Origin of the sequence: Candidatus Pseudothioglobus singularis PS1, assembly GCF_001281385.1 — a bacterium.
Classification (GTDB): Bacteria; Pseudomonadota; Gammaproteobacteria; order PS1; family Pseudothioglobaceae; genus Pseudothioglobus; species Pseudothioglobus singularis.
Genome location: NZ_CP006911.1, coordinates 1209868 through 1236638, shown reverse-complemented (window position 1 = coordinate 1236638; position 26771 = coordinate 1209868). Strand labels below are relative to the sequence as shown.

Below are 26771 nucleotides of genomic sequence, written 5' to 3'. Positions count from 1 at the left end.
GAGATTTACAATATTCCATTTAAACTCAATAAAGATAAAGATTTAGATGAAATAAAAGTAAGACTGTTGAAAAAAAACAACTAATTGTATTATTTTTACAATAAATTGTTGACATTGCCTAAAAAGGGCGTTATTATGTGTACATTGTTATTTGTAAAAGTAACAAAAGGGTGTTGGGTAACCAACAATTAAATATTCTAAATGGAGAATAAAATGAAAAAATTAATCGCACTATTTGCGACAACAGCTGTAGCGTCAGGTTCTGCTATGGGTGCTATCGCTTTAAGTGGAACGGCTTCAGTATCGTATGATGATAATGGTTCAGCTGCTTCAGCAACTACATATGACGCTGATTTAGTTATGACTGGTACTGCTGGTGCAACTACTTATACACAATCTATGGATATTGATGGTGGAACTACAAGAACTGTTGGTGTAACTGGTTCTTCACTTTCTACTACTATTGGTCCAATTACTGTTACTGCTGATATGTATGATGAAGATGATGCAGCTACTGTATCAACTACTGGTGGTCTTATTGCTGACAGTGGTGACAACAGAAGTGTAACTGTGAGCTTAGACGCACCTATTGGTGACGCTACTATTGGTTTAGATGACTCTGGTGACGTAACTGTTTCTGGTACTTTCTCAGGTGTTACTGTTTCTCATACGGTACAAGATGGTGCTGACACTACAACTGGTTCAGCTTCAATTGCTGGTATGGATATCACATTGTCTAATGACGCTGGTGCAACTGAGTGGACTATCGGTACAACTGTAGCAGGAACTGCTGTAACTGTTGGTAGTGATAAGTCTGTATCTGCTACATTTGGTGTTACTGGAAACACTGTTGTTGTTTCTCATACTGCTGAGCGTGCTTCTGCAAGTTCAACTACTTCTACTAAGTATGCAACATCACAGAAAGATGCTTATACAACTATTGCTGTATCGCGTGACCTGACTTCAGGTGCTGCTCTATCTGCAACGTATAACACTTTCGACAGTTCACTTACTCTTAAGGCTTCTGTTGCATTCTAAATTCGTTTAGAACAAACAGTTAACTTAATTTAAGTTAGTGTTAAAACCCAGAGCTAGCTCTGGGTTTTTTTTGTCTATTTAAAAAAATATCAACAAAAAAGTTTAAAATATAAAAAAATAAATACCGAATATAATTAATGAAAATACTCCTAAAAAATAGATCACTTTTAAAGATTTCAGGCAAAGATGCTGAAGTATTTATTCAAAATCAATTTACCAATGATATTAATAAATTAGATTATACAAAAGTGCAAATTAATGCTTATTGTCAACACCAAGGTAAAGTTATTGCACTTATTTGGGTGATTCGGATGGATGAAAATTTTCTTCTATCTTTTCCAAATGATTTGCTTGAAAAAATTGAAAGTCGTTTAAAAATGTTTGTGATTATGTCAGATGTTGTTATTGAAAATGTTTCAAGTTTATTCAGTCAAATAGGTTTAATCAATGAATCAAGCCAAAATGAATTTAGGATTAATGATAATTTGGCTTTGTTGATTGAAGACTCTATTAATCATACTGCTGAATTACCTGAAAATGAAATCGCTTGGAATAAGGCTTGTTTTGATTCTTGCCTTCCTGAGATTTATATTAACACTAGTGAAAAACTGGTTCCTCAAATGCTCAATCTTGATATTAATGAAATGGGTGTGAATTTTTCTAAAGGATGCTATCCAGGTCAAGAAGTTGTTGCAAGACTCCATTATTTAGGATCTGCAAAACGCCGCCTGTTTTCTTTTAAAACTGATCATGAAATGCAGGTTGGTGACTCACTCTATTGTTCTTCGTCAAAGACTGCTTTGGCAAGAGGTGATAGATATAAAGGTAGTGGAATTGTTGTATCTAGGGTAAAATATAATTCGTTATTTTATTGCTTAGCTACACTCGATGTGGACTTAATAGATGAGGAGATAACTCTTAATAATGAACATGGGCCTAAACTAGAAAGAATAAATGATGAATAAAATATTACTAATCCTTATAAGCTTTATTCCAAGCTTAAGTGTCGCAGCTTCTACTGCTGAAAATCTTGATTTAACTAAGCATATGGCTGGTTACATTGCTCTAACACTCTTTGTACTGGCATACATATTTGTAATGCTAGAGGAATTTACACACTTGCGAAAGTCGAAGCCTGTAATCTTGGCCGCTGGTGTTATATGGGCAATTATAGGTTGGGTTTATGCCGTAAATGGTATTCCACATGCTGCAGAGGTTGCAGTAAGGCACAACTTTTTAGAGTTTGCTGAGCTATTCCTTTTCCTTCTAGTAGCAATGACTTATATCGAGTCAATGAGAGAGCGCCTTGTATTCGATAAATTAAAAGTTTGGCTTATTTCTAAAAACTTTAGTTACAGACAGCTTTTCTGGCTCACGGGTGTAATTGCATTCTTTATGTCACCAATTGCTGATAATTTGACTACTGCACTTGTTATGGGTGCAGTTGTACTTGCTGTTGGGGCTGGGAATGCCCGATTTATTTCAATTGGATTTGTAAATATTGTTGTAGCAGCCAATGCGGGCGGTGCTTTTAGCCCATTTGGAGATATTACAACACTTATGGTTTGGCAGAAGGGGCTTGTTGATTTTCAGCAGTTTTTTGTCTTATTTTTACCATCAGCGGTTAACTACCTCATACCTGCAGGGTATTATGCATTTTGCAATTAAAAATGAAAAGCCTAAGGCAATTGATGAGACGGTTGATATCAAAACAGGTGGTATTGTAATTACTTTCTTATTTCTATTGACAATTGCTACTGCAGTCAGCTTTCATAATTTTCTTCATTTGCCGCCAGCTATGGGTATGATGACTGGACTTGGCTATCTAATGGTTGTGAGTTACTTTATCAAACGCCAAAATCCAAGTGAAAATAAATCTGAAAAGTTTGATATTTTTACAATGGTATCAAGAGCAGAATGGGACACGCTTCTATTTTTCTTTGGTGTCATAGTAAGTGTTGGTGGACTTGGCTTTATGGGTTATTTAGCTTTAGTTTCTGAAGCGATGTACGTTCAGCTGGGCGCAACTTATGCTAACGTCTTAGTTGGTATCTTATCTGCGATTGTGGACAATATTCCGGTTATGTTTGCGGTCTTAACAATGACGCCAGATATGTCACTGGGTCAATGGTTATTGGTTACATTGACAGCAGGAGTGGGTGGAAGTCTTTTATCAATTGGATCTGCTGCCGGTGTGGCCTTAATGGGCCAATCAAGAGGTTATTATACTTTTGTGTCTCACTTAAAATGGATTTGGGCAATTGCCCTAGGATATGCTGCCAGTATTTTGGTCCATTTATGGATTAATTCAGCACTTTTCGATGTCCCAATCTAACCTCTATATAGATATTGGAAACTCTGCGATTAAATGGCGTACGAGTGATTCAAAAGTTTTTTTAGAGGATATAGAAAATTTTTCAATAACAGCTCTTAACCAGTCCAGCACTGCCTGGTTGAGTGCTGTTGCTCATTCAGATATTGTTCAGGATATTACCACTCATTTTGAGACAATCAATATAATAAAAACTCAAAAGATATTTGGAAATCTTACACTCTCGTATGATGACCCTTCTATGTTAGGCGCAGATCGTTTTTTAGCCATGTTAGGTGCAATAAATCATTTTCCTAATAATCCGCTTTTAGTAATCGATATTGGGAGTGCTATTACCTTTGACGTGATTGATAAAAATGGGCTTCATCATGGAGGCCTCATAATGCCAGGTATCAAAGCCCTTAGGGGGAGTTTTGAGAAGTTTAAAACGAGTGATTTAAGTGTTAGTTTAAAAGGTTATGCAAATAATACTGATGATGCTTGGAAGCAGGGAACCTATTCAATGATGATTAGTGCTATCAATCATCAAATTGAAAGTTTTCAATCTAACTTCTCTGATGGTGTTGTTACTATTTGTGGAGGAAAAGTAAAAGAAATTAAAAAAGAGCTTCCCAAATCTATAGAACTCTTTGATAATTTGGTTTTAGATGGTTTAGAAAGCTATAGCCATTCTATGGGATAATCCAATTAAACATTTAATCCTTAAATAAATATAATGAAAGATCATCGTGTACTATCCGGAATGCGTCCTACTGGCCAACTTCATCTTGGGCATTACCATGGTGTTCTTAAAAACTGGGCCAGGCTTCAAAATGAGTATGATTCTTATTATTTTGTGGCTGATTGGCATGCATTCACAACTCACTATTCTGATAGGATTGATTTAGAAAAAAATGTCTCAGATATGGTTGTTGACTGGTTGGCAACTGGTCTTAATCCAAACACTGCGACCCTTTTTGTTCAGTCTAAAGTCCCTGAGCATGCAGAACTTCATTTACTTCTATCTATGACAACTCCCCTGAGCTGGTTAGAGAGAGTTCCATCGTTTAAAGATCAACAAGAAAAATTAAAATCTAAGGACTTATCTACTTACGGTTTTTTAGGATACCCACTCCTTCAAAGTGCTGACATATTGATTTATAAGGCTGGCCTTGTTCCTGTGGGTGAGGATCAAGTTGCGCATGTTGAGTTCACTAGAGAAGTTGCTAGGCGTTTTAATTATATCTATGGCAGAGAATCTGATTTTGAAGAGAAAGCTGAATTAGCTATAGGCAAAATGGGTAAGAAGCAAGCTAAACTGTATAGAGATCTTAGGAAAGCCTATCAAGAGACGGGAGATGATGAATCACTGGTAAAGGCAAAAGCGCTTCTCGGAGAGCAGCAAAACATTACCCTTGGTGACAGAGAAAGACTGCTAGGCTTTATAGAAGGCTTGGGGAAAATTATACTTACTGAGCCGGAGGCGCTCCTCACGAAAGCGTCAAAAATGCCTGGTCTGGATGGTCAAAAAATGTCTAAGTCCTATAATAATACGATCTCATTAAGAGAGAAACCTGAAATAGTTAAGCAAAAGGTTAATAAAATGCCAACTGATCCTGCCCGAATTAAGTTAACTGACGCTGGTGATCCAAATAAATGCCCTGTTTGGCAGATGCATCAAATTTATTCTCCTGATGAGACGCTGGGCTGGGTAAAGGAAGGATGCACTAAAGCTAAAATAGGTTGTATTGAGTGTAAAAAGCCCATTGTAGACTCTATCAATTCAGAATTAGATCCCATTCAACAAGAAATGACTAAGTATGAGGCCAACCCTAACCTTATTCAAGAAATAATCTTTGAGGGCTCTGAAAGGGCCCGAATAGTGGCAAAAACTTCTATGGAAGAAGTTCGAGATGCTATGGGCATAACCTACTAAATTAAGTTATAAATTCATGGCTGAAAGATTACAAAAACTCATTGCAAATGCAGGGTATGGCTCAAGGCGTTGGGCGGAAAGATTAATTGAACAAGGTAGAATTTCAATCAATAACCAAGAAGCCAAGCTTGGAGATAAAGCCGTTTTAACTGATAAAGTTACCATTGATGGTAGGTTAATAGATCTTCAACGTTATGCAGAGGAAGAAACAAAAGTGCTAATCCTAAATAAACAAGCCGGCGTTATATGCTCAAATAAAGATGAAGAAGGCCGAAAAAGTGTTTTTAATTTTCTTCCTGAGAATACGCGATGGGTTATGGTAGGCCGTTTGGATCTCAACACTTCAGGGCTACTTCTTTTCACTAATAATGGAGATTTAGCGAATAAATTAATGCATCCCAGCTCAGAAATAGATAGAGAGTATGCGGTTCGAGTTTTGGGTAAGGTAGAGAATGAGCATATCAAACAGCTCACATCTGGTTTAGAGTTAGATGACGGTTTTGCAAAATTTCATAGAGTCACTCTTGGAGGGGGAGAGGGCGCTAACCGTTGGTACCATGTGGTTGTTAGAGAGGGCAGAAAAAGAGAAGTAAGACGGCTTTGGGAGGCGTTAGATTTTAAAGTTTCTCGACTTATTAGAACAAGATTTAGTGATATACGTTTGCCAGAAAATTTGCGTGCAAATCAATCAGAATATCTTAAACCAAAACAAGTACAAGCACTGCTCAAGTCAGTGAATTTACAGAGTTAAATCAGTGCCTTTTTAGGAGCGTTTAATTTACATTTACAATGGATTATCATTCTTGATAATCCTTATGTGTCAAGTATAATGGCGTTTTAGATAGAAATAATATATCCTGGAATGTCTGACTACAAAAACACCTTAAACTTGCCTGCTACTGATTTTCCAATGAAGGCTAACTTGGCAAATCGAGAAGGGTCTTTCCTTAAAGATTGGCAAGACAAAGATATTCATCAACAAATTCGTCAAAAATTTAAAGGTAAGCCACTATTTGTTTTGCATGATGGCCCCCCTTATGCAAATGGCGACATTCACATTGGTCATGCTGTTAATAAAGTCCTTAAAGATGTTATTGTAAAAAGCAAAACCCTGTCGGGTTTTGATGCCCCTTATGTCCCTGGCTGGGATTGTCATGGTTTGCCAATTGAGCATATGGTTGAAAAAAAGAAAGGAAAGGTTGGCCATAAAATTTCAGCTGACGAGTTTCGAGCTGCTTGCAGAGAATATGCAGATAAGCAAATTGAAAAACAAAAAGTTGATTTTAAGCGTTTAGGAATTTTTGGAGATTGGGATAATCCCTACTTAACCAAAAATTTTAAATATGAAGCTGATATTGTTCGTGCACTTGGAAAAATTGTAAAAAATGGCCATCTTGCTAAAGGCTTTAAGCCAGTTCATTGGTGTACAGAGTGCTCATCTGCACTCGCTGAAGCTGAAGTTGAGTACAAAGATAAAGGCTCTGATACGGTTGATGTTGCCTTCAATGTCATTGGTGATTTTTTTGGAAATGATAAGCCTGTCGCTCTTATTATTTGGACCACAACGCCTTGGACACTTCCAGCCAATGAAGCTGTTTCACTTCATCCTGATCTTGATTATGCTCTAGTTGATGTCGGTAAGTCCCTCTATATTTTGTCTGATGATTTACTTGAATCTTCTCTTGAAAGATATGGAGTCAAAGACTTCAAAAAATTAAGTAAAAAATATAAGGGCTCTGAACTTGAGGGGCTTATGCTTCAGCATCCATTTTATGACAAACAAGTCCCAGTTATTCTTGGAGAGCATGTAACCACTGAAACAGGAACTGGAGCTGTTCACACTGCGCCAGCTCATGGTCAGGATGACTATGTGGTTGGCTTGCAATACAACCTTCCTGTAGAGTGTCCAGTAGATGGAAGAGGTGTATTCATAGATTCTACTGAGGGCGTTGCAGGAGAATTTATTTTTAAGGCTAATGCAACGATTATAGGACTACTTGAAAGCCATGGTACGTTGGTCAAACATGAACCTATTACCCACTCATATCCGCATTGCTGGAGACATAAAACACCAGTTATTTTTCGCGCAACACCTCAATGGTTTGTCTCAATGACGCAAAAAAACCTAAGAGATAAGGTTAACGATGAAATACTGAATGTTAAGTGGATTCCAAATTGGGGGCAGAAACGTATTGAATTAATGGTTGGCAATCGGCCAGATTGGTGTATATCGCGTCAAAGATATTGGGGCTCTCCAATTACCTTATTTATAAATAAAAATACTGGAGAGTTGCATCCTGAAACTGACAAATTGTTTGAAGTTGTTGCTAAAAAAATTGAGCTTGATGGAATTGAGGCTTGGTTTAAACTTCAGGTAGAGGATGTATTAGGCTCTGAAGCCAAAGATTACGAGAAAACGACTGATACTTTAGACGTTTGGTTTGATTCCGGTGTGAGTCATTATGCCGTTTTAAAGGCAAGCAGTTATTTAAGCGATGTGGCTGATATGTACCTTGAGGGATCGGATCAGCATCGTGGATGGTTCCAATCTTCTCTTTTAACCTCTTGTGCGATTAATGAAAGAGCGCCATACAAGCAGGTTTTAACTCATGGCTTTACCGTGGATCAAAATGGACACAAGATGAGCAAGTCTCTTGGCAATGTGATTCCTCCACAAAAGGTAGTCAACTCTTTAGGCGCAGATATATTAAGACTATGGATTGGAAGTACTGATTACTCTGGAGAGATGACGGTTTCTGATGAAATTCTAAATCGAAGTGCAGATAGCTATAGAAGAATTAGGAATACTATGCGCTTTATGCTTGCAAATATGCAAGGCTTTGATCCAAAGCATGATTTAGTTGATATGAATAACATGCTCGTTCTTGATCGGTGGATTGTGGCAAAAACGCATGATTTACAGCAACAAGTTATAAACGAGTACGATAATTATAATTTTCACTTTGTTATGAAAGCTATCCTTAATTTTTGCACTAATGATTTAGGTGGTTTTTATTTGGATGTCATTAAAGATAGACAATATACGACTCAAACTGACTCTCTGGCGAGACGATCTGCTCAAAGTGCACTTTTTCATATCTCTCATGCAATGGTTCGATGGTTATCACCCATCCTCTCATTTACTTCAGAGGAAATATGGCAATTTTTGCCTGGAGCTAGCAATGAAAGTGTTTTCCTTCAAACCTGGTATGAGGGTCTAGAGGGGAATTTTGATAATCCTGTGATTGAATCTTCAAGAGATATTAATACGCATTTAAGAAAGGAGCTTGAAGAGATGAGGCGAAATAAAGTTATAGGATCCTCTCTTGATGCCGAAGTAGATATTTATTGTAAAGATGAAGATTATCAAAACTTGTTAGGTCTTAAGGATGAGTTAAGATTTATCTTTATCACTTCTGAAGCAAGGGTTAATGAATTATCAAGCAAACCATCAGATGCAAAAGAGATTAATAGCTCAATCGCAATTAAAGTTTACAAAAGTCAACATCAAAAGTGTGTTCGTTGTTGGCATCATCGCCCAGAAATTGGTCAAAACAAAATGCATAATGATTTATGTGACAGATGCGTTGAGAATGTCTCAGGTAAGGGCGAAAAAAGGGTGTTTGCTTAATGACAGGTCATCCAAAAATTCTCAATGTTGAGCTTGGCTCAAAATCATACCCCATATTTATTGGCAGCGAACTATTGACTCAAAAATCTTTTATTACTGATCATATTCATGGTCAGCAGGTCATGATTGTGTCCAATACTACCGTGGCGCCTTTATATTTAGATCAAGTTGCTAGGCAGTTAGATGAATACAATGTTGAATTCATCATATTGCCAGATGGGGAGCAATACAAAACCCTAGAAACTGTTAATACCATTTTTGATGCTCTTTTAAAGTCAAAGTTTGATAGAACTTCAACTCTTATTGCGCTTGGTGGAGGAGTGGTTGGTGATATTACTGGCTTTGCGGCAGCTTCATATCAAAGAGGGATTAACTTTATTCAAATCCCTACGACATTATTGTCTCAGGTAGACTCTAGTGTTGGAGGAAAAACTGGCGTAAACCATGATCTAGGTAAAAATATGATAGGTGCTTTTTTTCAACCAAAAGCAGTCATTATTGATGTGAATACCTTAGACACCTTGAATGATCGAGAATTTTCTGCAGGAATGGCTGAAGTCATCAAGTATGGGCTTCTTGGCAATGCTGATTTTCTCTCAATGATTGAAGAGAATATTGAATTGATTATGAATAGGGACAAAGACTTAATAACAGATGTAATCTTTCGCTCATGTGAGGATAAAGCTCAAATTGTAGCCTTAGATGAATTTGAAAATGGAAAGAGGGCGTTATTGAATTTAGGCCATACTTTTGGACACGGTATTGAGAATACTTTTGGGTATGGAGTATATTTGCATGGTGAAGCAGTCTCTATTGGTATGCATATGGCTGCAATGCTGTCAATGCTTGAGGGAGATTTATCTAAAGAAGATATCAATCGAATTCAAAACTTACTATCAAAAGCTAATCTGCCCACAACAATCAAAAAATCTATGGATAGTGAATCCTTAATTAAGGCAATGTCATTGGATAAGAAATCCATTGATGGCAATATACGATTAGTTCTTCTTAAGAGTATTGGCGATTCGTTAATTACGGGTTCTTACTCAAAAGAAAATTTTAATACAGTTGTTTCAAATTTTTGTCACTAAAGTAATTTAAATATGTCACTAGATAAAAACAAAGTTAAAGAAATCGCTTTTTTAGCAAGATTAAGTATTCAGGACTCAGAGCTAGAGCAAAGCACTCAAGAGCTTAATAATATTCTTGGTCTAATGGATCAACTTGGTGAGATAGATACTGGAGACGCAGAACCCATGGCACATCCATTAGATATGTCTCAACGCCTTAGGGAGGATCAGGTGATAGAAGATGATTTATCTGAAGAATTTCATGAGATTGCTCCTAAGACTGGAAATAATCATTTTTTGGTTCCAACTGTAATTGAATAATGATGCATAATCTAACTATTGCTGAGCAAATTAAAGGGCTAAAAAATAGAGATTTCTCTTCTTTAGAGCTCACTCAGCACTATCTAAATCGAATTGATAATTCAAATTTAAATGCTTTTATATCGGTCACCAGTGATCAGGCTATCAATCAAGCAAAAATGGCAGATTCAATATTAGCTAAAGGAAATGCTGCAAGTCTTACTGGAATACCTTATGCGCATAAAGATATTTTTTGTACAAAGGGCATAAAAACCAGTGCAGGGTCTAAGATGCTAGACTCTTTTATTTCGCCATATGATGCAACCCTAAGTGATAAGCTAAACTCTAAAAATATGGTTATGCTTGGTAAAACTAATATGGACGAGTTTGCGATGGGCTCATCCAATGAAAATTCATATTATGGACCTGTAAAAAACCCATGGGATCCAAAAAAAGTGCCTGGCGGCTCTTCAGGAGGCTCTGCTGCTGCTGTTGCATCTCGTATTTCTCCCTTTGCTACTGGAACAGATACAGGTGGGAGTATTCGTCAACCGGCTAGTTTATGTGGCATAACAGGACTCAAGCCAACCTATGGTAGGATTTCTCGTTATGGAATGATAGCTTATGCTTCGAGCTTGGATCAAGCAGGTCCAATGACGAGAACAGCTGAGGATTCTGCAATTATTCTAAATGCAATGGCTGGTTTTGACTCAAAAGATTCGACTAGTGCTAATATATCAGTACCTGATTACACTCAAAATTTATCAAAGTCATTAAAAGGACTTAAGATTGGACTGCCAAAAGAATATTTTTCAAAGGGTTTAGACAAGGGTGTTGAAAAAGTAGTGATGAATGCTATTAATGATTATGAGGCTATGGGAGCTGAGATTATTGAAGTGTCATTGCCGAATTCAATTCATGCCATTCCTGCTTACTATATTGTTGCCCCATGTGAGTGCTCTTCAAATCTATCAAGGTTCGACGGCGTTAGGTATGGATACCGATGTGACGATCCGAAAGATTTAAATGATCTCTATTTGAGATCTCGTTCTGAAGGCTTTGGTGATGAGGTCAAAAGAAGAATTATGATTGGCGCTTATGCACTATCTGCTGGATATTATGATGCTTATTATCTTAAAGCTCAAAAAGTCCGTAAGCTCATAAGTGAAGATTTTAAAGTAGCATTCAAAGAAGTTGATGTTGTTATGGGTCCCGTTTCTCCTACAGCAGCCTTCGATTTAGGCTCTGTTAAAGATCCCGTATCTATGTATTTGGCAGACATCTATACGCTCTCAGTTAATTTAGCAGGACTTCCAGGCATGAGTATTCCTGCTGGATTTTCAGATAATTTACCTGTTGGTCTTCAATTAATTGGAAACCATTGGTCTGAAGAATTATTACTTAATACTGCACATCAGTTTCAAATGGTAACTGATTGGCATAATGCATCTCCAGTTGAGTAATGAGGAGCTATTTATGACATGGGAAACGGTAATTGGGCTTGAAATACATTCACAGTTAAAAACTAAATCAAAAATTTTTTCTGGTGCATCTACCGCCTTTGGCGCAAAAGCAAACACGCAAGCATGTGCCGTTGATCTTGGTTACCCTGGGGTTCTTCCGGTTCTTAATCAGGAGGCCGTTAAAATGGCTCTCAGGTTTGGTTTATCTGTCAATGCAACGATAAACAAGCACTCTATTTTTGCTCGTAAGAATTATTTTTATCCAGATCTTCCAAAGGGTTATCAAATTTCACAATTTGAAATTCCAATCGTTGGAAATGGAGTCATAGATATCTCTTTAGAGAATGGTGAAAACAAAATAGTCGGAATTACTCGCGCTCACCTTGAGGAGGATGCAGGAAAATCAATTCATGATATGTATGATGAATATACAGCAATCGATTTAATTCGGGCCGGCACTCCTTTACTAGAGATTGTATCAGAGCCTGATATGAGTAGTGCAAAGGAAGCAGTTGCTTATGCTAAGAAAATACATGCTTTGGTTCAATACATCGATATTTGTGATGGTAATATGCAGGAAGGATCTTTTCGATGTGATGCAAATGTCTCAGTTCGAAAGCACGGTGATAAGCTTGGGACTCGAGCAGAACTTAAAAATATAAATTCATTTAAATTTTTAGAAAAAGCAATCAATCTTGAAGTAGAAAGACAGATTGACATCTTGGAGGAGGGGGGTTCAGTAGTTCAAGAGACAAGGCTTTATGATTCAATTAAAAATGAAACCAGATCCATGCGCTCTAAAGAAGAAGCGAATGACTACAGGTATTTCCCAGACCCCGATCTTCTTCCAGTAGATGTTAGTGATGAACTCCTCTTAGACATTAAAAAATCACTTCCCGAATTGCCTACTGAAAAGAAATTAAGGTTTGTTGATAAATTGGGTTTGAGCGCATATGATGCCGAAATCTTGACCTCTCAAAAAGAGGTCGCAGACTATTTTGAAACAATAATCAATAAAGGCGCAGATGCTAAGCTCTCTGCTAACTGGGTCATGGGTGAGCTCTCTGCAGCTCTAAATAAAAACCAAGTCGAAATTAATAATTCTCCAATATCTTCAAATGAATTATTTGTGTTAATCTCAAGAATTACTGACAATACAATCTCTGGGAAAATTGCTAAAGATGTCTTTAAGCTGATGTGGGAAGGTAATGGAAGTGTTGATGAAATTATTGAGAAGCAAGGTCTTAAGCAAATGACTGACTCCAGTGCTCTAGAGTCGATCATTGACGATATAATTTCTAACAATCTCAGTCAAGTTAAGCAGTTTAAAGATGGAAATTCCAAGCTTCTAGGTTTTTTTGTTGGCCAAGTCATGAAGGCTACACAAGGAAAGGCAAACCCTAAACAGGTCAACCAAATATTAAATGAAAAACTCTCTTAAATTTAAGGATTTAGGTGCTGATTTCTTTGCACATATCCAAACTCAAAGACTTGAAAATCCCTCTTTAATCCATGTCAATCAAAATTTAAAGCAAGAATTAAACTTGAGTATAACGGACCAAGAGTTTTTAGAGATTTGCTCTGGAGATAAGCAGTTAGGTCAAGAACGTCCAATATCCACTGTTTATGCTGGCCACCAGTTTGGCTACTTTGTACCTCAACTTGGCGATGGCCGCTCGTGCCTGATTGGAGAATTAGAGGGTAATGAATTATCATTAAAAGGCGCTGGAACTTCTCCATTTTCTCGGGGTGCTGATGGTCGTGCAGTTCTTCGGTCAAGCATCCGTGAATATCTATGTTCTATTGCGATGCAGGGTCTAAATATCCCTACAACAAAGGCTCTAGCAATTGTTACTAGTAGCTCAGAAGTCTATAGAGAGCATGTTGAATCTGCTGCTATTGTAACGCGGGTGGCTGAAAGCCATATTCGATTTGGACACTTTGAATATTTTTCGTCCCTAGGACAAAATGAAAATGTTAAAAAATTAGCTAATTTTGTAATAAAGTACTACATGCCAGATGTTAAGCAAGGTGATTACTTGGGTATGCTTCGTGAGGTTATTCAGTCTACCGCAATAATGATTGCAAGGTGGCAAGCTCAGGGCTTTTCTCACGGCGTTATGAATACAGATAACATGTCTATTTTGGGTTTGACTATTGACTATGGGCCATTCAGTTTTATGGAGGCCTATGATCCAGGCTTTATTTGTAATCATTCAGATACGCAGGGTCGATATTCCTTTGAGAGGCAGCCATCTGTTGCATTATGGAACTTGCATCGACTTGCAGATACCCTAAAAACACTTATAGAGGAAGAGCAGTTAAAAGAAGCGCTATCAATGTATGAGAAAATCCTAGTCAAAGAATATTCTTTACTAATGAGAAATAAATTTGGCTTTGCTGTCCAGGATGAAAGTGATAATGCCATAATCAATAATTTTTTAGAACTCCTTTATACGAATAAAAAAGATTATCATCAGTCAATCCGACTACTTTCAAATGATGATCAAAGCTCTTTAGGTAAGGCATTTGATCCCTGGTTTAAAGACTATCGTAAGCGCCTAAAGATTGAAACAGAAGATCCAAGCCAAAGACGTGCCTTGATGAATAAGGTAAACCCAAAATATATTCTAAGAAATTATTTAGCTGAAGTGGCGATAAGAAGTGCAGAAGATCAAAATGAATATGCTGAGATTGATTCTCTTTTTAAGCTTCTTAGAGCGCCCTTTGCAGAGTATGAAGGCTATGAGTCATACGATAGTGAGACACCAGAATGGGCTCAAAATCTTGAGTTAAGTTGTTCATCTTAAGATGACTAGGGCGAACTGAAACCAGCTTAAAAGAAATTCAACCACAGGCCTTACTAAATAGTTAAAGCCCCCTAAAAACATTAGGCCCAGGAGAATATAAAGACCATACTGCTCTAATTGATTGTATTGATATGATAGTCGATTAGGCAATAAGGCGCTAATAACTCTAGAGCCATCCAATGGGGGAATAGGTAAGAGATTGAATACAGCAAGAACACAATTCACAAGTATTCCTACACGGCCCATTTCAATTAATACTGGTATATTCATATTGATTGCAATAATCATTATTATTAGCCAGCCAATAGCCATCAATAAATTAGCACCTGGCCCAGCCAATGCAACCCAAATCATTCCAGATTTTCCAGATCTTAGCGCATTAAAATTAATGGGGACTGGTTTAGCCCATCCAAAGATAAAACCAGAAGATGAAAGTAATAGAACGAGTGGAATAGCAATGGTGCCTATAGGGTCGATGTGTTTAGTTGGATCTAGGGTAACTCGCCCCATCATTCTTGCAGTATGATCACCTAATTTACTTGCGACCCAGCCATGAGCTGCCTCATGAAGTGTGATTGCAAAAACCAATGGAATAATATAAATTAATAAAGTTTGAAAATCAGGCATTAGGTAAAATCGAATTATTTATTGATATAAACTCATTTTATATGAAAAGCAGTGATTTTTTAATCTCTACAGTGAAAGAGGCGCCTAACGATGCCCAAATCATATCTCACCAATTAATGATAAGAGCTGGCCTCATATCTAAATTAGCGTCTGGTCTTTATTCTTATCTACCTATTGGTTTGAAAATTATTCATAAAGTTGAAAAAATCATAAGAGAGGAGATGAACAAATCAAAGGCATTAGAGTTATTGATGCCAGTTGCACAGCCCGCTGAGCTATGGCAGGAATCAAAGAGGTGGGAGGAGTATGGACCTGAGTTGCTTCGTTTTAAGGATAGGCATGAAAGAGATTTTTGCATGGGCCCAACACATGAGGAAGTAATTACCAATATAGCTAAGCAGTATTTAAGAAGCTATAAGCAGCTTCCTATCAACTTTTATCAAATCCAAACAAAATTTAGAGACGAAATAAGGCCTCGTTTTGGTGTTATGCGCTCCAGAGAGTTTATTATGAAAGATGCTTACTCCTTTCATATAGATGAAAAATCACTAGGTGAGACATACCAAGTTATGCATCAGACTTATTGTAATATTTTTGACAGATTGGGTTTGGATTATAGACCTGTTTTAGCTGACTCTGGAGCTATTGGCGGTGACAGCTCTCATGAGTTTCATGTGCTTGCTGAGTCAGGTGAGGATGCCATTTGTTTTTCTGATGGCTCAAGTTATGCTGCCAATATTGAAAGGGCTGAAACGCTTCCTTTAGGCAAACCTCATGCCCCCCAACAAGAATTAGAAATTGCTCATACACCCGGAGTCAAAACAATTGATGATGTCTGCAATTTGTTAAAAATTAGTCCACAAAAAACAATAAAAACGCTGATTGTTGATGGAACTAATGATAATCTTATTGCGCTTGTTTTGCGAGGCGATCATGAGCTTAATGAAGTGAAAGCAGCTAAGTTGGAAGGTGTTAAAAATCCACTGCAAATGGCCGAAGAGGGTAAAGTTCTTAAGCAGTTAGGCTGCTCTTTTGGATCTATTGGAGTTGTAAATCTGGATATTCCAATCTTTGTCGATTACGCAGCGGCCCATTTATCAGACTTTGTATGTGGCGCTAATAGAGATGATGATCATTACATCGGAGTCAACTGGGGAAGAGACTCGAAAAAGATTATTGCTTCCGATTTACGTAATGTTGTTCCTGGAGATCCATCGCCTGATGGAAACGGCAAGATAGAAATTAAAAGAGGTGTCGAGGTTGGCCATATTTTTCAGCTTGGAACTAAGTATTCAGATTCTATGAAAGCTAATGTAATTGGTGAAGATGGAAAGGCAGTCAATATGAATATGGGTTGTTATGGAATTGGTGTAACTCGAATTATCGCAGCGAGTATTGAACAAAATAATGATGATAGAGGTATTATTTTTCCGCAAGCAATCGCTCCATTTGAGCTAATTATAGTCCCAATAAATTACAATAAATCATCTCGCGTTAAAGAGTTAGCAGACCAGCTTTATATGGACTGTGTAGATCAAAATATTGATGTTTTAATTGATGATCGTAAAGAGAGACCTGGCATTATGTTTGCGGACTCTGAACTTCTTGGCATTCCTCATCGCCTCGTAATCAGTGATACTCATGCTGATAATGGGAAAATAGAATATAAATCTAGAGTGCATCCTGATAAAGTAGAAATTGACTTTAACGAGGCAGTTAGTTTTATTATTAACAAGCTTGATTAGTGATTTTTCTACAATACCTCTTGCCGCAGCACCTCTTATCGAGGTTGATGTTTCGATTTGCAAGAATCAAGACCCCATGGTTAAAAAATAGTTTTACTAGTTGGTTTGTTGCTACCTATAAAGTTAATTTGAGTGAAGCTGAGAGAGAAAATGTTAAAGATTATGAACACTTTAATGATTTTTTTACAAGATCCCTTAAAAAAACCTCAAGACCAATCTCAAGCTTGCCAGTTATTTCACCAGTAGATGGTGTTGTTTCACAGGCTGGAAAAATTAACAAGTCTGAGATAGTCCAAGCTAAAGGTAAAAAATACTCAGTATCCGCTTTACTTGATGATAAATCTATCGATACTGCTTACTTTAATAGCTTTACGACAATTTATTTATCACCAAAGGATTACCACCGTATTCATATGCCCTGCGATGGTGACTTAGTTTCGATGAAGTATATTCCAGGTTACCTTTTTTCAGTGAACCAGAGAACTGTTAATGTTATAGATCAAGTTTTTGCCCGTAATGAAAGGTTAGTCTGTTTTTTTAATACTGAATTTGGTGAGATGGCTTTTATATTGGTCGGTGCAATTTTTGTTGGGTCAATGCAGACTTCGTGGGAGGGACAAATAACGCCTCCATACTCTAAATCAGTTAAATACTATAATTATATGGATCAGAAAATTCGACTAGAAAAAGGGGATGAGTTGGGTCGCTTCAATATGGGTTCAACTGTAATTATTCTTATGCCAAATGACTTTCCCAACTTAAACCTTGAGGAAGGCCAAGCGCTTAAGATGGGGCAATCTATTACTTAAAAACTATTTTGCTTCAAGTTCGGTCATTGATTCAATCTGACCCTCAAACTCTCTCAAGCGTTTGTAGACACTGGCAAGTTCAATAATAGTAGGCCATGAATTAAATAAATATTGAAGAGAGCCCTCTACTCTTCCAAAAGCCCTTATTATTTGCTGCATAACTCCTAAAGTCATTACTCCCGCAACTATTGCAGGTGCAAGAACAATGTATGCAACTAAAACATTAACTTGAAGATAAGCTAATCTACCAATATTAAAATACAAATAATACAAATAGCTCTTATAGTGAATGAGCCTTACACCCTCAAAAAGTTCATTAAGTGTCTTTGGCCTAACGGTTCCATCATCTTCCGCGATTACGAGAACTTTTCGATAGGCAGCCTCTCTTTTTTGAAGGTCATACTCAATACCAACAAGTCTTAATACCCATGCTAATCCGATCATCAGGAGTGTTCCACCAACTGCCCAGATTAATGCACCAGTCACTAGGCCATACTCCCAGTCACCGAACCATAAAATAGGAATACCAACTGACAATCCCATTAATAATGGGAAATACTCAATGAGTACCATGATAGATTCAATAAGACTGGTTCCCAAGCCTTCCATAATTCTAGAGAATCTGATGGTATCCTCTTGAACACGCTGTGATGCTCCTTCAATGGTTCGTGCTTTATCATAGACGCTATGATAAAACTCAACCATCGACGCTCGCCATCTAAAAAGGAAGTGCGAGGTTAGAAATGAAGTTGCAAGGCCTAGAACAATCCACATAGCCGCAAGTTTTGCAAAACTCCAGAGACCACCCATATACTCGTCCATTGTTATTGCGTTAGGCTCAGCAAGAGCTTTTTGAATCATGTCATAAAATCCACCAAACCACTCATTGATCTGAACATCAATTTGTACAGAAAGCCACAATGAAGTTAGGATGACTGCTGAACCAAGATAAGCCCAAAGAAACCATTTTTTTTGCGTAAAGAATTTAAACATTTAATGTCCTTTTATTTGATATTGCTGATTTAAAATTTAGATAATACCTAATTTATTTTTGTGATTTTAACTAGTTTGATGCCCTGTTTACTAACCTGAATAATTTCAATGATTAGTGAGTCAATTTTTAGAGATAAATTGTGCTGAGGAAAGCTTTGAAGCTGCTCTAAGATTAACCCATTAAGCGTTTTTGCACTATCAAAAGGTAATTTGACATTGAGCTCTGTGTTTATCTCTCTAATGCTCACTCTCGGGTCAACTAAATAGCTTCCGTCACTCTGAATCTGAATTTCCTCAATAGTTTCCCCCTGAGACGATGTAAATTGTCCAACTATTTCTTCAAGAATGTCATCCAAAACAACCATTCCTTTAACCTCTCCATATTCATCAACAACTATTCCTAGCCTTCTTTTTTGTTTTTTAAAGTGTTCTAGTTGTTGGGATAAAGAGGTGCCTTCAGGAATAAAATAAGGTTCTCTAATACATTCTTTAATTTTACTAAGATTAATTTCTTCTTTGGCATAGATATTGAGTATATCTCTCATATGTATTGTTCCAATAATATTGTTTTCTGATCCTTCAAAAAGAAGTAGACGGTTGTGTTGAATTCGTTTAAATTGCTCAAATAATTCTTCATCATCATTGGCATCGGCACTAACTAACTCATGGTGCGGAATCATAATATCCTCAACTTTAACTTTTTCAAGATCAATAATATTGAGCAACATGCTCTGATAATTCTTTGACATTTGCGATTTTGAATCTTTGACAGCCATTCTGAGCTCTTCAGAATTTAAAATATCTTTACTAACATTTTTAAGTCCAAGTAGCTTTAAAATAAATTTAGAGATGATCGATATTAGATAGATTAGAGGCTTGAAAATTTTTATCAGTATCTCTAATATCCAAGACGCAGGTAATGCAATTTTTTCAGGATTTTTGGCTGCAAAAGTCTTTGGCGTATTTTCTGCAAATACTAGAATGACCAAAGTCAGAACTAATGAGGCAACGATGACTGAGCCCTCTCCAAATAATTTTAAAGAGAGAAGAGTTGCAATACTTGCTGCAAGTATGTTGACAAAGTTATTGCCAAGTAAAATACCTCCAATCAAGTAATCAATTTTGTTTAGAAGTTTCTCTACTCTTTTGGCTTGAGCATTATTCTTTGCACTTAGAGCTTTGAGTCGATAGCGATTGAGCGCCATCATCGAAGTTTCTGATGCGGAAAAGAATGCCGAAGCAATAATAAGAATAAAAAGTATAAAACTTAGCCAAAAAGTCGACAGTGATTCCAATCAGTCACCCAAAATAGTCAATGAGGTTATATTTTAACCTTAAATCAACTTAATGGACTAAAACAAGCAGGTATGCCTACTATCGTAAATTATCAAAAGCATTAAGGCCAGGATAGACCGCCATGCTTCCTAATTCCTCTTCAATCCTGAGAAGGCGATTATATTTCGCTAATCTGTCAGAGCGAGACAAGGATCCTGTTTTAATCTGACCACAACTTGTCGCAACTGCCAGATCAGCGATTGTTGTATCTTCAGTTTCACCACTTCTGTGCGACATCACACACGTGTAATTTGCCTCAAGCGCCATCTTCATCGCGTCAAACGTTTCAGTAAGCGTACCAATTTGATTTACTTTAATAAGTATTGAGTTTGCGATATTATTATCAATTCCTTTTGCAAGAATCTCACTATTAGTTACAAAAAGATCATCACCAACCAGTTGAACAGAATTTGCCAATCTATGAGTAAGCATTTCCCAGCCCTCCCAGTCATTTTCATCCATACCGTCTTCAATTGAGATAATTGGGTATTTTTTGACCCATGATACAAGATAATCAACAAACTCACTATTTGTTAACTTTAAACCTTCTGATTTTAAATTGTAAGTTCCATCTTTATAAAACTCAGAGCTTGCTGCATCAATGCCAATAAAAATATCTTTTCCAGGAGTATATCCAGCACTTTTAATTGCCTTAATAATGACCTCTAGCGCTTCTTCATTAGATTTCAAATCAGGTGCAAAGCCGCCTTCATCACCCACAGCAGTATTAAGCCCTTTTTTATCAAGGACAGCTTTTAAATGATGAAAAATTTCAGTGCCATACCGAAGCGCCTCTTTGAAGCTGGGAGCACCTGCCGGAATAATCATAAATTCTTGAATATCAACACTATTATTGGCATGTTCACCTCCATTAATAATGTTCATCATTGGAACAGGTAATTGAAAAGAATTTGAAAAATTAAATGAACGAAATAAAGATTGGTTTTGGGATTTAGCATTTGCCTTGGCGCACGCAAGAGATACTGCTAGTATTGAGTTTGCACCAAGTCTGGATTTTGTTTCTGTGCCATCTAAATCAATCATTGTCTGATCAATCATTTTTTGGTTTGATACTTCTAAATCTTGAAGAGCAGAATTTATCTCGGTATTTATAAATTTAACTGCTTTAAGAACGCCTTTACCAAGGTAGCGATTTTTGTCACCATCTCTAAGCTCTAAAGCCTCTCTTTGGCCTGTTGAAGCTCCTGAAGGGACGATGGCTCGACCAACAATGCCATTAGTTAAGGTTACATCAGCTTCAACAGTAGGATTTCCTCTTGAATCTAATACTTCACGCGCATTAATTTTTTGAATCTTCATCTTGAGATTTGTAAGTTAAAAAAAGAAATTTTATAGTTGGACAATTGATTCTTTGTTACAAATTGTTTCAGAGTTAATCAAAGAATGATTTCATTTTACCAAAAAATGAGTCAGACTCAGGGTGATGCTTGGCCTCACAAGAGTTTGAAAAGTCTTTTAATAACTTCTTTTGTTTGGAGTTTAAATTGACAGGAGTTTCAACTTTGACTTGGCACAGTAAATCACCAGAACCACTATGCCTCATTGCTGGCATGCCTTTACCTCTCAACCTAAAAAGTTTAGAGGTTTGTGTGCCTGCTGGAACGTTAATTTTTAGCTTGCCTTTGAGTGTAGGCACTTCAATTGACCCACCAAGTGCTGAGGTTGCAAAATCAATTGGAACTTCGCAATACAAATCATTCCCATCACGCTCAAATATAGCATGCTCTTTGATATGAATTTGAACATATAGATCTCCATGAGGGCCACCACGCAAGCCAGCCTCACCCTCACCACTGAGTCTTATTCGATTACCAGTGTCTACACCTGCTGGAATTTTTACAGACAGAGTTTTTTGATTCCTAACAACGCCCTGACCACGACAGGTTCCACAAGGAGATTCAATTTTTTCACCAGACCCATTACATTGATTGCAAGGACGCTGGACAGCGAAAAAACCTTGTTGCATAGTCGTTTGACCTGTTCCACGACAATTTCCACAAGTTTTAACAGAAGTTCCAGGTTTTGCGCCGCTTCCAGAGCATGTATCACAGGTATCATTTTTTGGGACTCTTATTTTGACTGTATCGCCATCAGCAGCTTGTTTTAAATCAATTTCTAAATCATATCGAAGGTCTGAGCCTCTGTTGTCTGGTTTTGAATTGCCACCACCAAAAATATCTCCAAAAATGTCACCAAAACCTCCAGCACCACCGAATGGGTTACCACCACCAAAGCCTTGTCCACCTTGTTCTACACCTGCATGCCCAAATTGATCATAGGCTGATCTTTTTTGCGGATTTGAGATAACGTCATAAGCTTTACGGACTTCCTTAAATTTTTTTTCTGCACCAACCTTGTCATCCGCATTACGATCTGGATGATATTTCATAGCAAGGCGCTTATAGGCTTTTTTTATTTTGGCTTCATCAGCCCCTTTATCAACACCTAAAACTTCGTAAAAATCTCTATCTGACATATTTCCCTTAAAATATTAAACCTCCCATGCTGAGCATGGGAGGTTTTTTTAAATCAGCAAATAAAACTACTTACTTTTCTTCGTTAACTTCTTCAAAATCAGCGTCTACTACATCATCACTAGTATCTGAACTTGCCTCAGCACTTCCATCAGCTCCAGCCTTCTCTTGTGCTTTTTGAGCTAATACTTGGGCTTTTTCACTTAGATTTTGAACTTTCGCATCGATAACTTCTTTGTCATCACCTTTAATGCTTTCCTCTAATTCACTTAAAGCGGCCTCGATTGCACTTTTTTCATCATCAGATACTTCATCTTTTAGCTCTTCGAGAGATTGTTTAGTTGAATGAACAAGAGAGTCAGCCATATTTCTGGAAGAAACAAGCTCTTGAAACTTTTTATCTTCATCAGCATGGGCTTCAGCATCTTTAATCATTTTGTCAACTTCCTCATCAGAAAGACCACTTGAAGATTTGATTGTGATTGATTGCTCTTTACCAGTATTCTTATCTTTAGCAGATACATTCAAGATACCATCTGAGTCCAGGTCAAGAGTTACCTCGATTTGAGGTTGTCCCTTAGGAGCTGGAGCAATACCTTCAAGATTAAACTGCCCAAGTGACTTATTTGCACTGGCAACGTCTCGCTCACCTTGAAGAACATGAACCGTAACAGCAGATTGATTATCCGCAGCAGTTGAGAATACTTGTGATTGATTAGTTGGAATTGTTGTATTTTTTTCAATCAACTTTGTCATAACTCCGCCCATTGTTTCAATTCCAAGTGAAAGCGGTGTTACATCAAGAAGTAACACATCCTTAACATCACCACCTAGAACACCAGCTTGAATAGCAGCACCCATAGCAACAGCTTCATCTGGATTTAAATCCTTCTTAGGCTCTTTACCAAAGAAATCTTTAACCATCTGCTGAACTTTAGGCATTCTAGTTTGTCCACCCACAAGTATGATTTCGTCAACATCGCCGCTTGATAGGCCTGCATCTTTTAATGCTGTTTTACAAGGATCAATTGAGCGCTTGAGTAGGTCTACCACAAGTGACTCAAGTTTTGACCTTGTCATTTTGATGTTGAGGTGTTTAGGACCAGACGCATCTGCAGTAATATATGGAAGGCTAACCTCTGTTTGTTCAGAAGACGAGAGTTCTATTTTTGCTTTTTCAGCAGCTTCCTTTAATCTTTGGAGAGCCATGGCATCTTTTGCTAAGTCAAGCCCTTGTTCTTTCTTAAACTCTGCAACAAGAAAACTAATAATTCTTTGATCAAAATCCTCACCACCTAAGAATGTATCTCCATTTGTAGACAAAACCTCAAAGTGTTTTTCTCCATCAATATCTTCCATTTCGATGATTGAAACGTCAAATGTTCCACCACCTAAATCGTAGACAGCAACTTTCTTATCACCTATTGTTTTATCAACTCCATATGCCAAAGCAGCTGCAGTCGGCTCATTGATAATTCTTTTTACCGTTAAGCCAGCAATCTTCCCGGCATCTTTAGTCGCTTGACGCTGAGAATCATTGAAATAAGCTGGGACTGTAATTACAGCTTCAGTAACCTCAGAACCTAAATAATCTTCGGCTGTCTGCTTCATTTTTTGAATAACACGCGCAGAAATTTCAGGTGCAGCCATTTTTTTACCTTTGACTTCAACCCAAGCATCTCCATTCTTCGCTTTAATAATCTTGTATGGAACCAAATCGATATCTTTTTGGACTGCCTCTTCATCAAAGCGTCGGCCAATCAATCTTTTGATAGCATAAAGTGTATTTTCAGGGTTCGTGACAGCTTGTCTCTTTGCAGGCTGACCCACCAATATTTCATCAGAATCTTTTGGATATGCAATAATTGAAGGGGTTGTGCGGTTTCCTTCAGAATTTTCAATAATCTTAGCAACACCTCCATCCATAACTGAAACGCATGAATTGGTTGTTCCTAGATCAATTCCTATAATTTTTGCCATTTTGTATACTCCTTTGTATTTTTTTTATATAATCCCTATTTAGGGGTACAAAATCTAATTTCAAGGTGTATTTAAAATTATTTTTGAACTGTATCTAGGAGTATTTCTTTGACTTGATTAGGTACAAATAGACTGATGTCTCCACCCAGAGAGAGGATTTCACGAACTAACGATGAGGAAATATTAGCAAATTCTTCAGAAGGTGTCATAAAGAGGGTTTCAATTTCAGGGTTAAGTCTCTTGTTCATTCCACTCAACTGAAATTCATATTCAAAATCTGATACTGCTCTTAATCCTCTAATTATGATTTGAGCGTTGTGCTCAGAAGCAAAGTCAACAAGGAGAGAGTTAAAACTGAGTACTTTAGTATTACCAAGGGAGCTAATAGAGGATTCAGCAGCACTCACTCTTTGTTCTATTGATAAAAAACTTGATTTGTTAGCATTTTGGGTTATTGCAATAATAACCTCATCAAATAGTTTAGATGCTCTTTTTATAAGATCAATGTGGCCATTAGTAATAGGATCAAAGGATCCAGGATAAATAGCAATTTTTTTCATATAGCTCCTAAACTTATCAAACAAAAATAAACGCTGCCTGATTTTTTTTCTTTGTTAATTTTACATTCATAGTCACAATTATTATCTAAAAATTCTTCTGTTATCTGAAACTCAGATTCAATATAAATGTGACTATCTGAATGAATAAGCTTTCCCTCATAAAGTAAATTGAGTATCAAGGGAAGTATTTGCTGGCTGAATGGAGGATCTAGAAAGATATAATCGAATGCATCATGTTCCAGTTTTTTAAGGTAATTAATTGAATCTTCATTAACTAGTTCAAATCTAGTTGAGCCTATGAATTCAAGGTTTGATTTAAGGGTTTTAAATACTTTAGTATTTTTCTCTATTAAAAATGTTTTTTTTGCACCTCTAGAAATTGCCTCAATACCCAAAGCTCCACTGCCAGAAAAGGGGTCAAGAACAGTTTTTCCAGCAATATCAAACTGAAGCCAATTAAAGAGTGTTTCTCTTGTTTTTCCTGAGGTAGGTCTTAAACCATCTGAATCTGGAAAATGGAATTTTCTTCCCTTTAGGTTTCCTGAGATAATTTTAAAGGTATTTGTTTTGATAGTATTTTTGAGATTGAAATAAAATAAAATTAAAGTTTAAATAATTCTGAGCGCCATCCACTCTGAATCGATAAAGTATTATCTCCTTTTATTAGCTTCACAAGATTTTTTGAAGAACATATAAGCTCAGAAGGAATGGCATATTTAGTAGACAAGAGATTGATTTTATCCTTAAGCTGATTTTTCAACAATGTCTCACTCTCTGAAAGAGGTTTTTTGGCTACTAATGAATCTTCTGGCCCAGCTATTAATTTACTTTTTCTTATAAAATTTTCAAAAAGTTTATTTTTGCTGTCTGAAAGTTTCCTTTGACCATTAGCATAATCAATTAATGATTCATCTGACATAATCCATTTACGAGGTTTATTTTTTTGCTGGGCAATTGATTCACGCCAGTGGATTAACTTAAAGGCATTTTCTTGATTTTTATGCGAAATTTTATTAATGCCCTTTGTTTTTTTTAAAATTTGTCTATAGTTAGGCTCGTAAGTATCTTTATTCAATAAAAATTGGACTTCTTCCTCGGCCCAACTCAGCTTTCCTTGATTAACTAGCTCTTTTTTAAGAATTCTATAGTTTGGCAATAAGTACTTAACATCGTCTAGTGCATATTTTAAAACATCATTGGGAAGTGGACGTTTTCTCCAATCAAAACGAGTAAATTTTTTTTCTAAGAAAATATTTTGAAGTTTTTCTGTTATTGCCTGGTATGAGACTTGTATGGGGTAATTTAAAAATGATGCGCCAATTTGTGTATCGAAGAGATGGCTTGGAGTACGACCTGATAAATAGTAGAGCGCTTCAATATCTTGCCTTGCAGAATGAATGACCCATAGTGTTTTGCCATCATATAGCTTATTAAATAAAGGTTCTAGATTACTTATTGAAAGAATATCTATGCACTCTAGATGACTCTTTGATGCAATCTGAACTAAACACAATTCAGGCGAATAGGAGTCAATCCTCCTAAACTCAGTGTCTATACCAAGAATAGATTCCTCATTGATACCATTTAAATATTTTTCTAGTTGTTCGTTGTTTTTTATCAAAATAATTACCTTAATTGAGTTGTTGTATTTTATCAACAACTTGTGAT

22 protein-coding genes and 1 pseudogene are annotated in these 26771 nt (G+C 36.8%); 14 read left to right on the top strand and 9 right to left on the bottom strand.

The genetic code is table 11. The annotated features are described in order from the left end of the window. Positions 1-213: 213 nt before the first annotated feature. From W908_RS06255 to W908_RS06200, 12 genes and pseudogenes are all read left to right on the top strand, one after another. Positions 214-1038, top strand: coding sequence for a hypothetical protein (locus W908_RS06255; RefSeq protein ID WP_053820392.1), 825 nt, complete (start codon positions 214-216; stop codon positions 1036-1038). 137 nt (positions 1039-1175) lie between these two features. Further along, a complete protein-coding gene (gene ygfZ, locus W908_RS06250; RefSeq protein WP_053820391.1) occupies positions 1176-2003 on the top strand; it encodes a CAF17-like 4Fe-4S cluster assembly/insertion protein YgfZ in 828 nt (275 codons plus the stop codon). Continuing rightward, positions 1996-3373 (top strand): annotated as a pseudogene (gene nhaD, locus W908_RS08965) (sodium:proton antiporter NhaD). Before ygfZ ends, nhaD begins: the two are co-directional and overlap by 8 nt. After that, complete coding sequence (locus W908_RS06240; protein WP_053820390.1) at positions 3360-4052, top strand: type III pantothenate kinase; 693 nt, start codon at positions 3360-3362, stop codon at positions 4050-4052. The pseudogene nhaD and the gene W908_RS06240 overlap by 14 nt, the downstream one beginning before the upstream one ends. 33 nt (positions 4053-4085) lie before the next feature. Further along, positions 4086-5285, top strand: coding sequence for a tryptophan--tRNA ligase (locus tag W908_RS06235; protein ID WP_053820389.1), 1200 nt, complete (start codon positions 4086-4088; stop codon positions 5283-5285). 16 nt (positions 5286-5301) lie between these two features. Beyond that, positions 5302-6036: a pseudouridine synthase gene (locus W908_RS06230; RefSeq protein ID WP_053820388.1), complete on the top strand. Its 735-nt coding sequence runs from the start codon at positions 5302-5304 to the stop codon at positions 6034-6036. Between the two features lie 111 nt (positions 6037-6147). After that, a complete protein-coding gene (ileS, locus tag W908_RS06225; protein WP_053820387.1) occupies positions 6148-8916 on the top strand; it encodes an isoleucine--tRNA ligase in 2769 nt (922 codons plus the stop codon). Further along, a complete protein-coding gene (aroB, locus tag W908_RS06220) occupies positions 8916-10007 on the top strand; it encodes a 3-dehydroquinate synthase (RefSeq protein WP_053820386.1) in 1092 nt (363 codons plus the stop codon). Before ileS ends, aroB begins: the two co-directional genes overlap by 1 nt. Positions 10008-10019: 12 nt before the next feature. Continuing rightward, positions 10020-10307, top strand: coding sequence for an Asp-tRNA(Asn)/Glu-tRNA(Gln) amidotransferase subunit GatC (gatC, locus tag W908_RS06215; protein ID WP_053820385.1), 288 nt, complete (start codon positions 10020-10022; stop codon positions 10305-10307). A gap of 2 nt (positions 10308-10309) precedes the next feature. Then, complete coding sequence (gatA, locus tag W908_RS06210) at positions 10310-11749, top strand: Asp-tRNA(Asn)/Glu-tRNA(Gln) amidotransferase subunit GatA (protein ID WP_053820795.1); 1440 nt, start codon at positions 10310-10312, stop codon at positions 11747-11749. A gap of 13 nt (positions 11750-11762) precedes the next feature. Further along, a complete protein-coding gene (gatB, locus tag W908_RS06205; RefSeq protein WP_053820384.1) occupies positions 11763-13190 on the top strand; it encodes an Asp-tRNA(Asn)/Glu-tRNA(Gln) amidotransferase subunit GatB in 1428 nt (475 codons plus the stop codon). Next, positions 13174-14559, top strand: a complete 1386-nt coding sequence (locus W908_RS06200; RefSeq protein ID WP_053820383.1) for a protein adenylyltransferase SelO — start codon at positions 13174-13176, stop codon at positions 14557-14559. Before gatB ends, W908_RS06200 begins: the two co-directional genes overlap by 17 nt. On the opposite strand, the gene W908_RS06195 is transcribed toward W908_RS06200, so the two are convergent. Continuing rightward, positions 14551-15186: a site-2 protease family protein gene (locus W908_RS06195; RefSeq protein WP_053820382.1), complete on the bottom strand. Its 636-nt coding sequence runs from the start codon at positions 15184-15186 to the stop codon at positions 14551-14553. The genes W908_RS06200 and W908_RS06195 overlap by 9 nt on opposite strands. A gap of 41 nt (positions 15187-15227) precedes the next feature. On the opposite strand from W908_RS06195, the gene W908_RS06190 reads away from it, so the two are divergent. Next, positions 15228-16931, top strand: coding sequence for a proline--tRNA ligase (locus W908_RS06190; RefSeq protein ID WP_053820381.1), 1704 nt, complete (start codon positions 15228-15230; stop codon positions 16929-16931). Between the two features lie 47 nt (positions 16932-16978). After that, entirely contained in the window at positions 16979-17740 is a 762-nt protein-coding gene (asd, locus tag W908_RS06185) for an archaetidylserine decarboxylase (RefSeq protein WP_053820380.1), read from the top strand. Between the two features lie 3 nt (positions 17741-17743). Here asd and W908_RS06180 read toward each other — a convergent pair whose 3' ends face one another. The 8 genes from W908_RS06180 to W908_RS06145 form a co-directional block, all read right to left on the bottom strand. Next, positions 17744-18733: a putative transporter gene (locus W908_RS06180; RefSeq protein WP_020024913.1), complete on the bottom strand. Its 990-nt coding sequence runs from the start codon at positions 18731-18733 to the stop codon at positions 17744-17746. A 47-nt stretch (positions 18734-18780) separates the two neighbouring features. Then, positions 18781-20028, bottom strand: a complete 1248-nt coding sequence (locus tag W908_RS06175) for an HlyC/CorC family transporter (protein WP_053820379.1) — start codon at positions 20026-20028, stop codon at positions 18781-18783. A 79-nt stretch (positions 20029-20107) separates the two neighbouring features. Continuing rightward, complete coding sequence (eno, locus tag W908_RS06170) at positions 20108-21388, bottom strand: phosphopyruvate hydratase (protein ID WP_053820378.1); 1281 nt, start codon at positions 21386-21388, stop codon at positions 20108-20110. Positions 21389-21461: 73 nt separating this feature from the next. Next, entirely contained in the window at positions 21462-22565 is a 1104-nt protein-coding gene (gene dnaJ / locus W908_RS06165; RefSeq protein ID WP_053820377.1) for a molecular chaperone DnaJ, read from the bottom strand. A 70-nt stretch (positions 22566-22635) separates the two neighbouring features. Beyond that, the gene (gene dnaK / locus W908_RS06160) at positions 22636-24543 is read right to left on the bottom strand and encodes a molecular chaperone DnaK (RefSeq protein ID WP_053820376.1); all 1908 of its coding nucleotides are present in this window, start codon (positions 24541-24543) and stop codon (positions 22636-22638) included. Between the two features lie 77 nt (positions 24544-24620). Beyond that, positions 24621-25103, bottom strand: coding sequence for a pantetheine-phosphate adenylyltransferase (gene coaD / locus W908_RS06155; RefSeq protein WP_053820375.1), 483 nt, complete (start codon positions 25101-25103; stop codon positions 24621-24623). Next, positions 25100-25675: a 16S rRNA (guanine(966)-N(2))-methyltransferase RsmD gene (rsmD, locus tag W908_RS06150; protein ID WP_257720186.1), complete on the bottom strand. Its 576-nt coding sequence runs from the start codon at positions 25673-25675 to the stop codon at positions 25100-25102. Before rsmD ends, coaD begins: the two co-directional genes overlap by 4 nt. A 29-nt stretch (positions 25676-25704) precedes the next feature. Next, on the bottom strand, positions 25705-26724 hold the full coding sequence (locus W908_RS06145) for a ribonuclease D (protein ID WP_236849132.1): 1020 nt from the start codon (positions 26722-26724) through the stop codon (positions 25705-25707). Positions 26725-26771 lie beyond the last annotated feature (47 nt).

Coding starts and splice junctions, on each gene's coding strand:
- dnaK (WP_053820376.1), bottom strand. CDS start 24,543: ATGGCAAAAATTATAGGAATTGATCTAGGAACAACCAATTCATGCGTT.
- W908_RS06180 (WP_020024913.1), bottom strand. CDS start 18,733: ATGTTTAAATTCTTTACGCAAAAAAAATGGTTTCTTTGGGCTTATCTT.
- W908_RS06255 (WP_053820392.1), top strand. CDS start 214: ATGAAAAAATTAATCGCACTATTTGCGACAACAGCTGTAGCGTCAGGT.
- W908_RS06240 (WP_053820390.1), top strand. CDS start 3,360: ATGTCCCAATCTAACCTCTATATAGATATTGGAAACTCTGCGATTAAA.
- gatC (WP_053820385.1), top strand. CDS start 10,020: ATGTCACTAGATAAAAACAAAGTTAAAGAAATCGCTTTTTTAGCAAGA.
- aroB (WP_053820386.1), top strand. CDS start 8,916: ATGACAGGTCATCCAAAAATTCTCAATGTTGAGCTTGGCTCAAAATCA.
- gatA (WP_053820795.1), top strand. CDS start 10,310: ATGCATAATCTAACTATTGCTGAGCAAATTAAAGGGCTAAAAAATAGA.
- W908_RS06200 (WP_053820383.1), top strand. CDS start 13,174: ATGAAAAACTCTCTTAAATTTAAGGATTTAGGTGCTGATTTCTTTGCA.
- coaD (WP_053820375.1), bottom strand. CDS start 25,103: ATGAAAAAAATTGCTATTTATCCTGGATCCTTTGATCCTATTACTAAT.
- W908_RS06235 (WP_053820389.1), top strand. CDS start 4,086: ATGAAAGATCATCGTGTACTATCCGGAATGCGTCCTACTGGCCAACTT.
- dnaJ (WP_053820377.1), bottom strand. CDS start 22,565: ATGTCAGATAGAGATTTTTACGAAGTTTTAGGTGTTGATAAAGGGGCT.
- W908_RS06230 (WP_053820388.1), top strand. CDS start 5,302: ATGGCTGAAAGATTACAAAAACTCATTGCAAATGCAGGGTATGGCTCA.
- eno (WP_053820378.1), bottom strand. CDS start 21,388: ATGAAGATTCAAAAAATTAATGCGCGTGAAGTATTAGATTCAAGAGGA.
- ileS (WP_053820387.1), top strand. CDS start 6,148: ATGTCTGACTACAAAAACACCTTAAACTTGCCTGCTACTGATTTTCCA.
- gatB (WP_053820384.1), top strand. CDS start 11,763: ATGACATGGGAAACGGTAATTGGGCTTGAAATACATTCACAGTTAAAA.
- ygfZ (WP_053820391.1), top strand. CDS start 1,176: ATGAAAATACTCCTAAAAAATAGATCACTTTTAAAGATTTCAGGCAAA.
- asd (WP_053820380.1), top strand. CDS start 16,979: ATGTTTCGATTTGCAAGAATCAAGACCCCATGGTTAAAAAATAGTTTT.
- W908_RS06190 (WP_053820381.1), top strand. CDS start 15,228: ATGAAAAGCAGTGATTTTTTAATCTCTACAGTGAAAGAGGCGCCTAAC.
- W908_RS06195 (WP_053820382.1), bottom strand. CDS start 15,186: ATGCCTGATTTTCAAACTTTATTAATTTATATTATTCCATTGGTTTTT.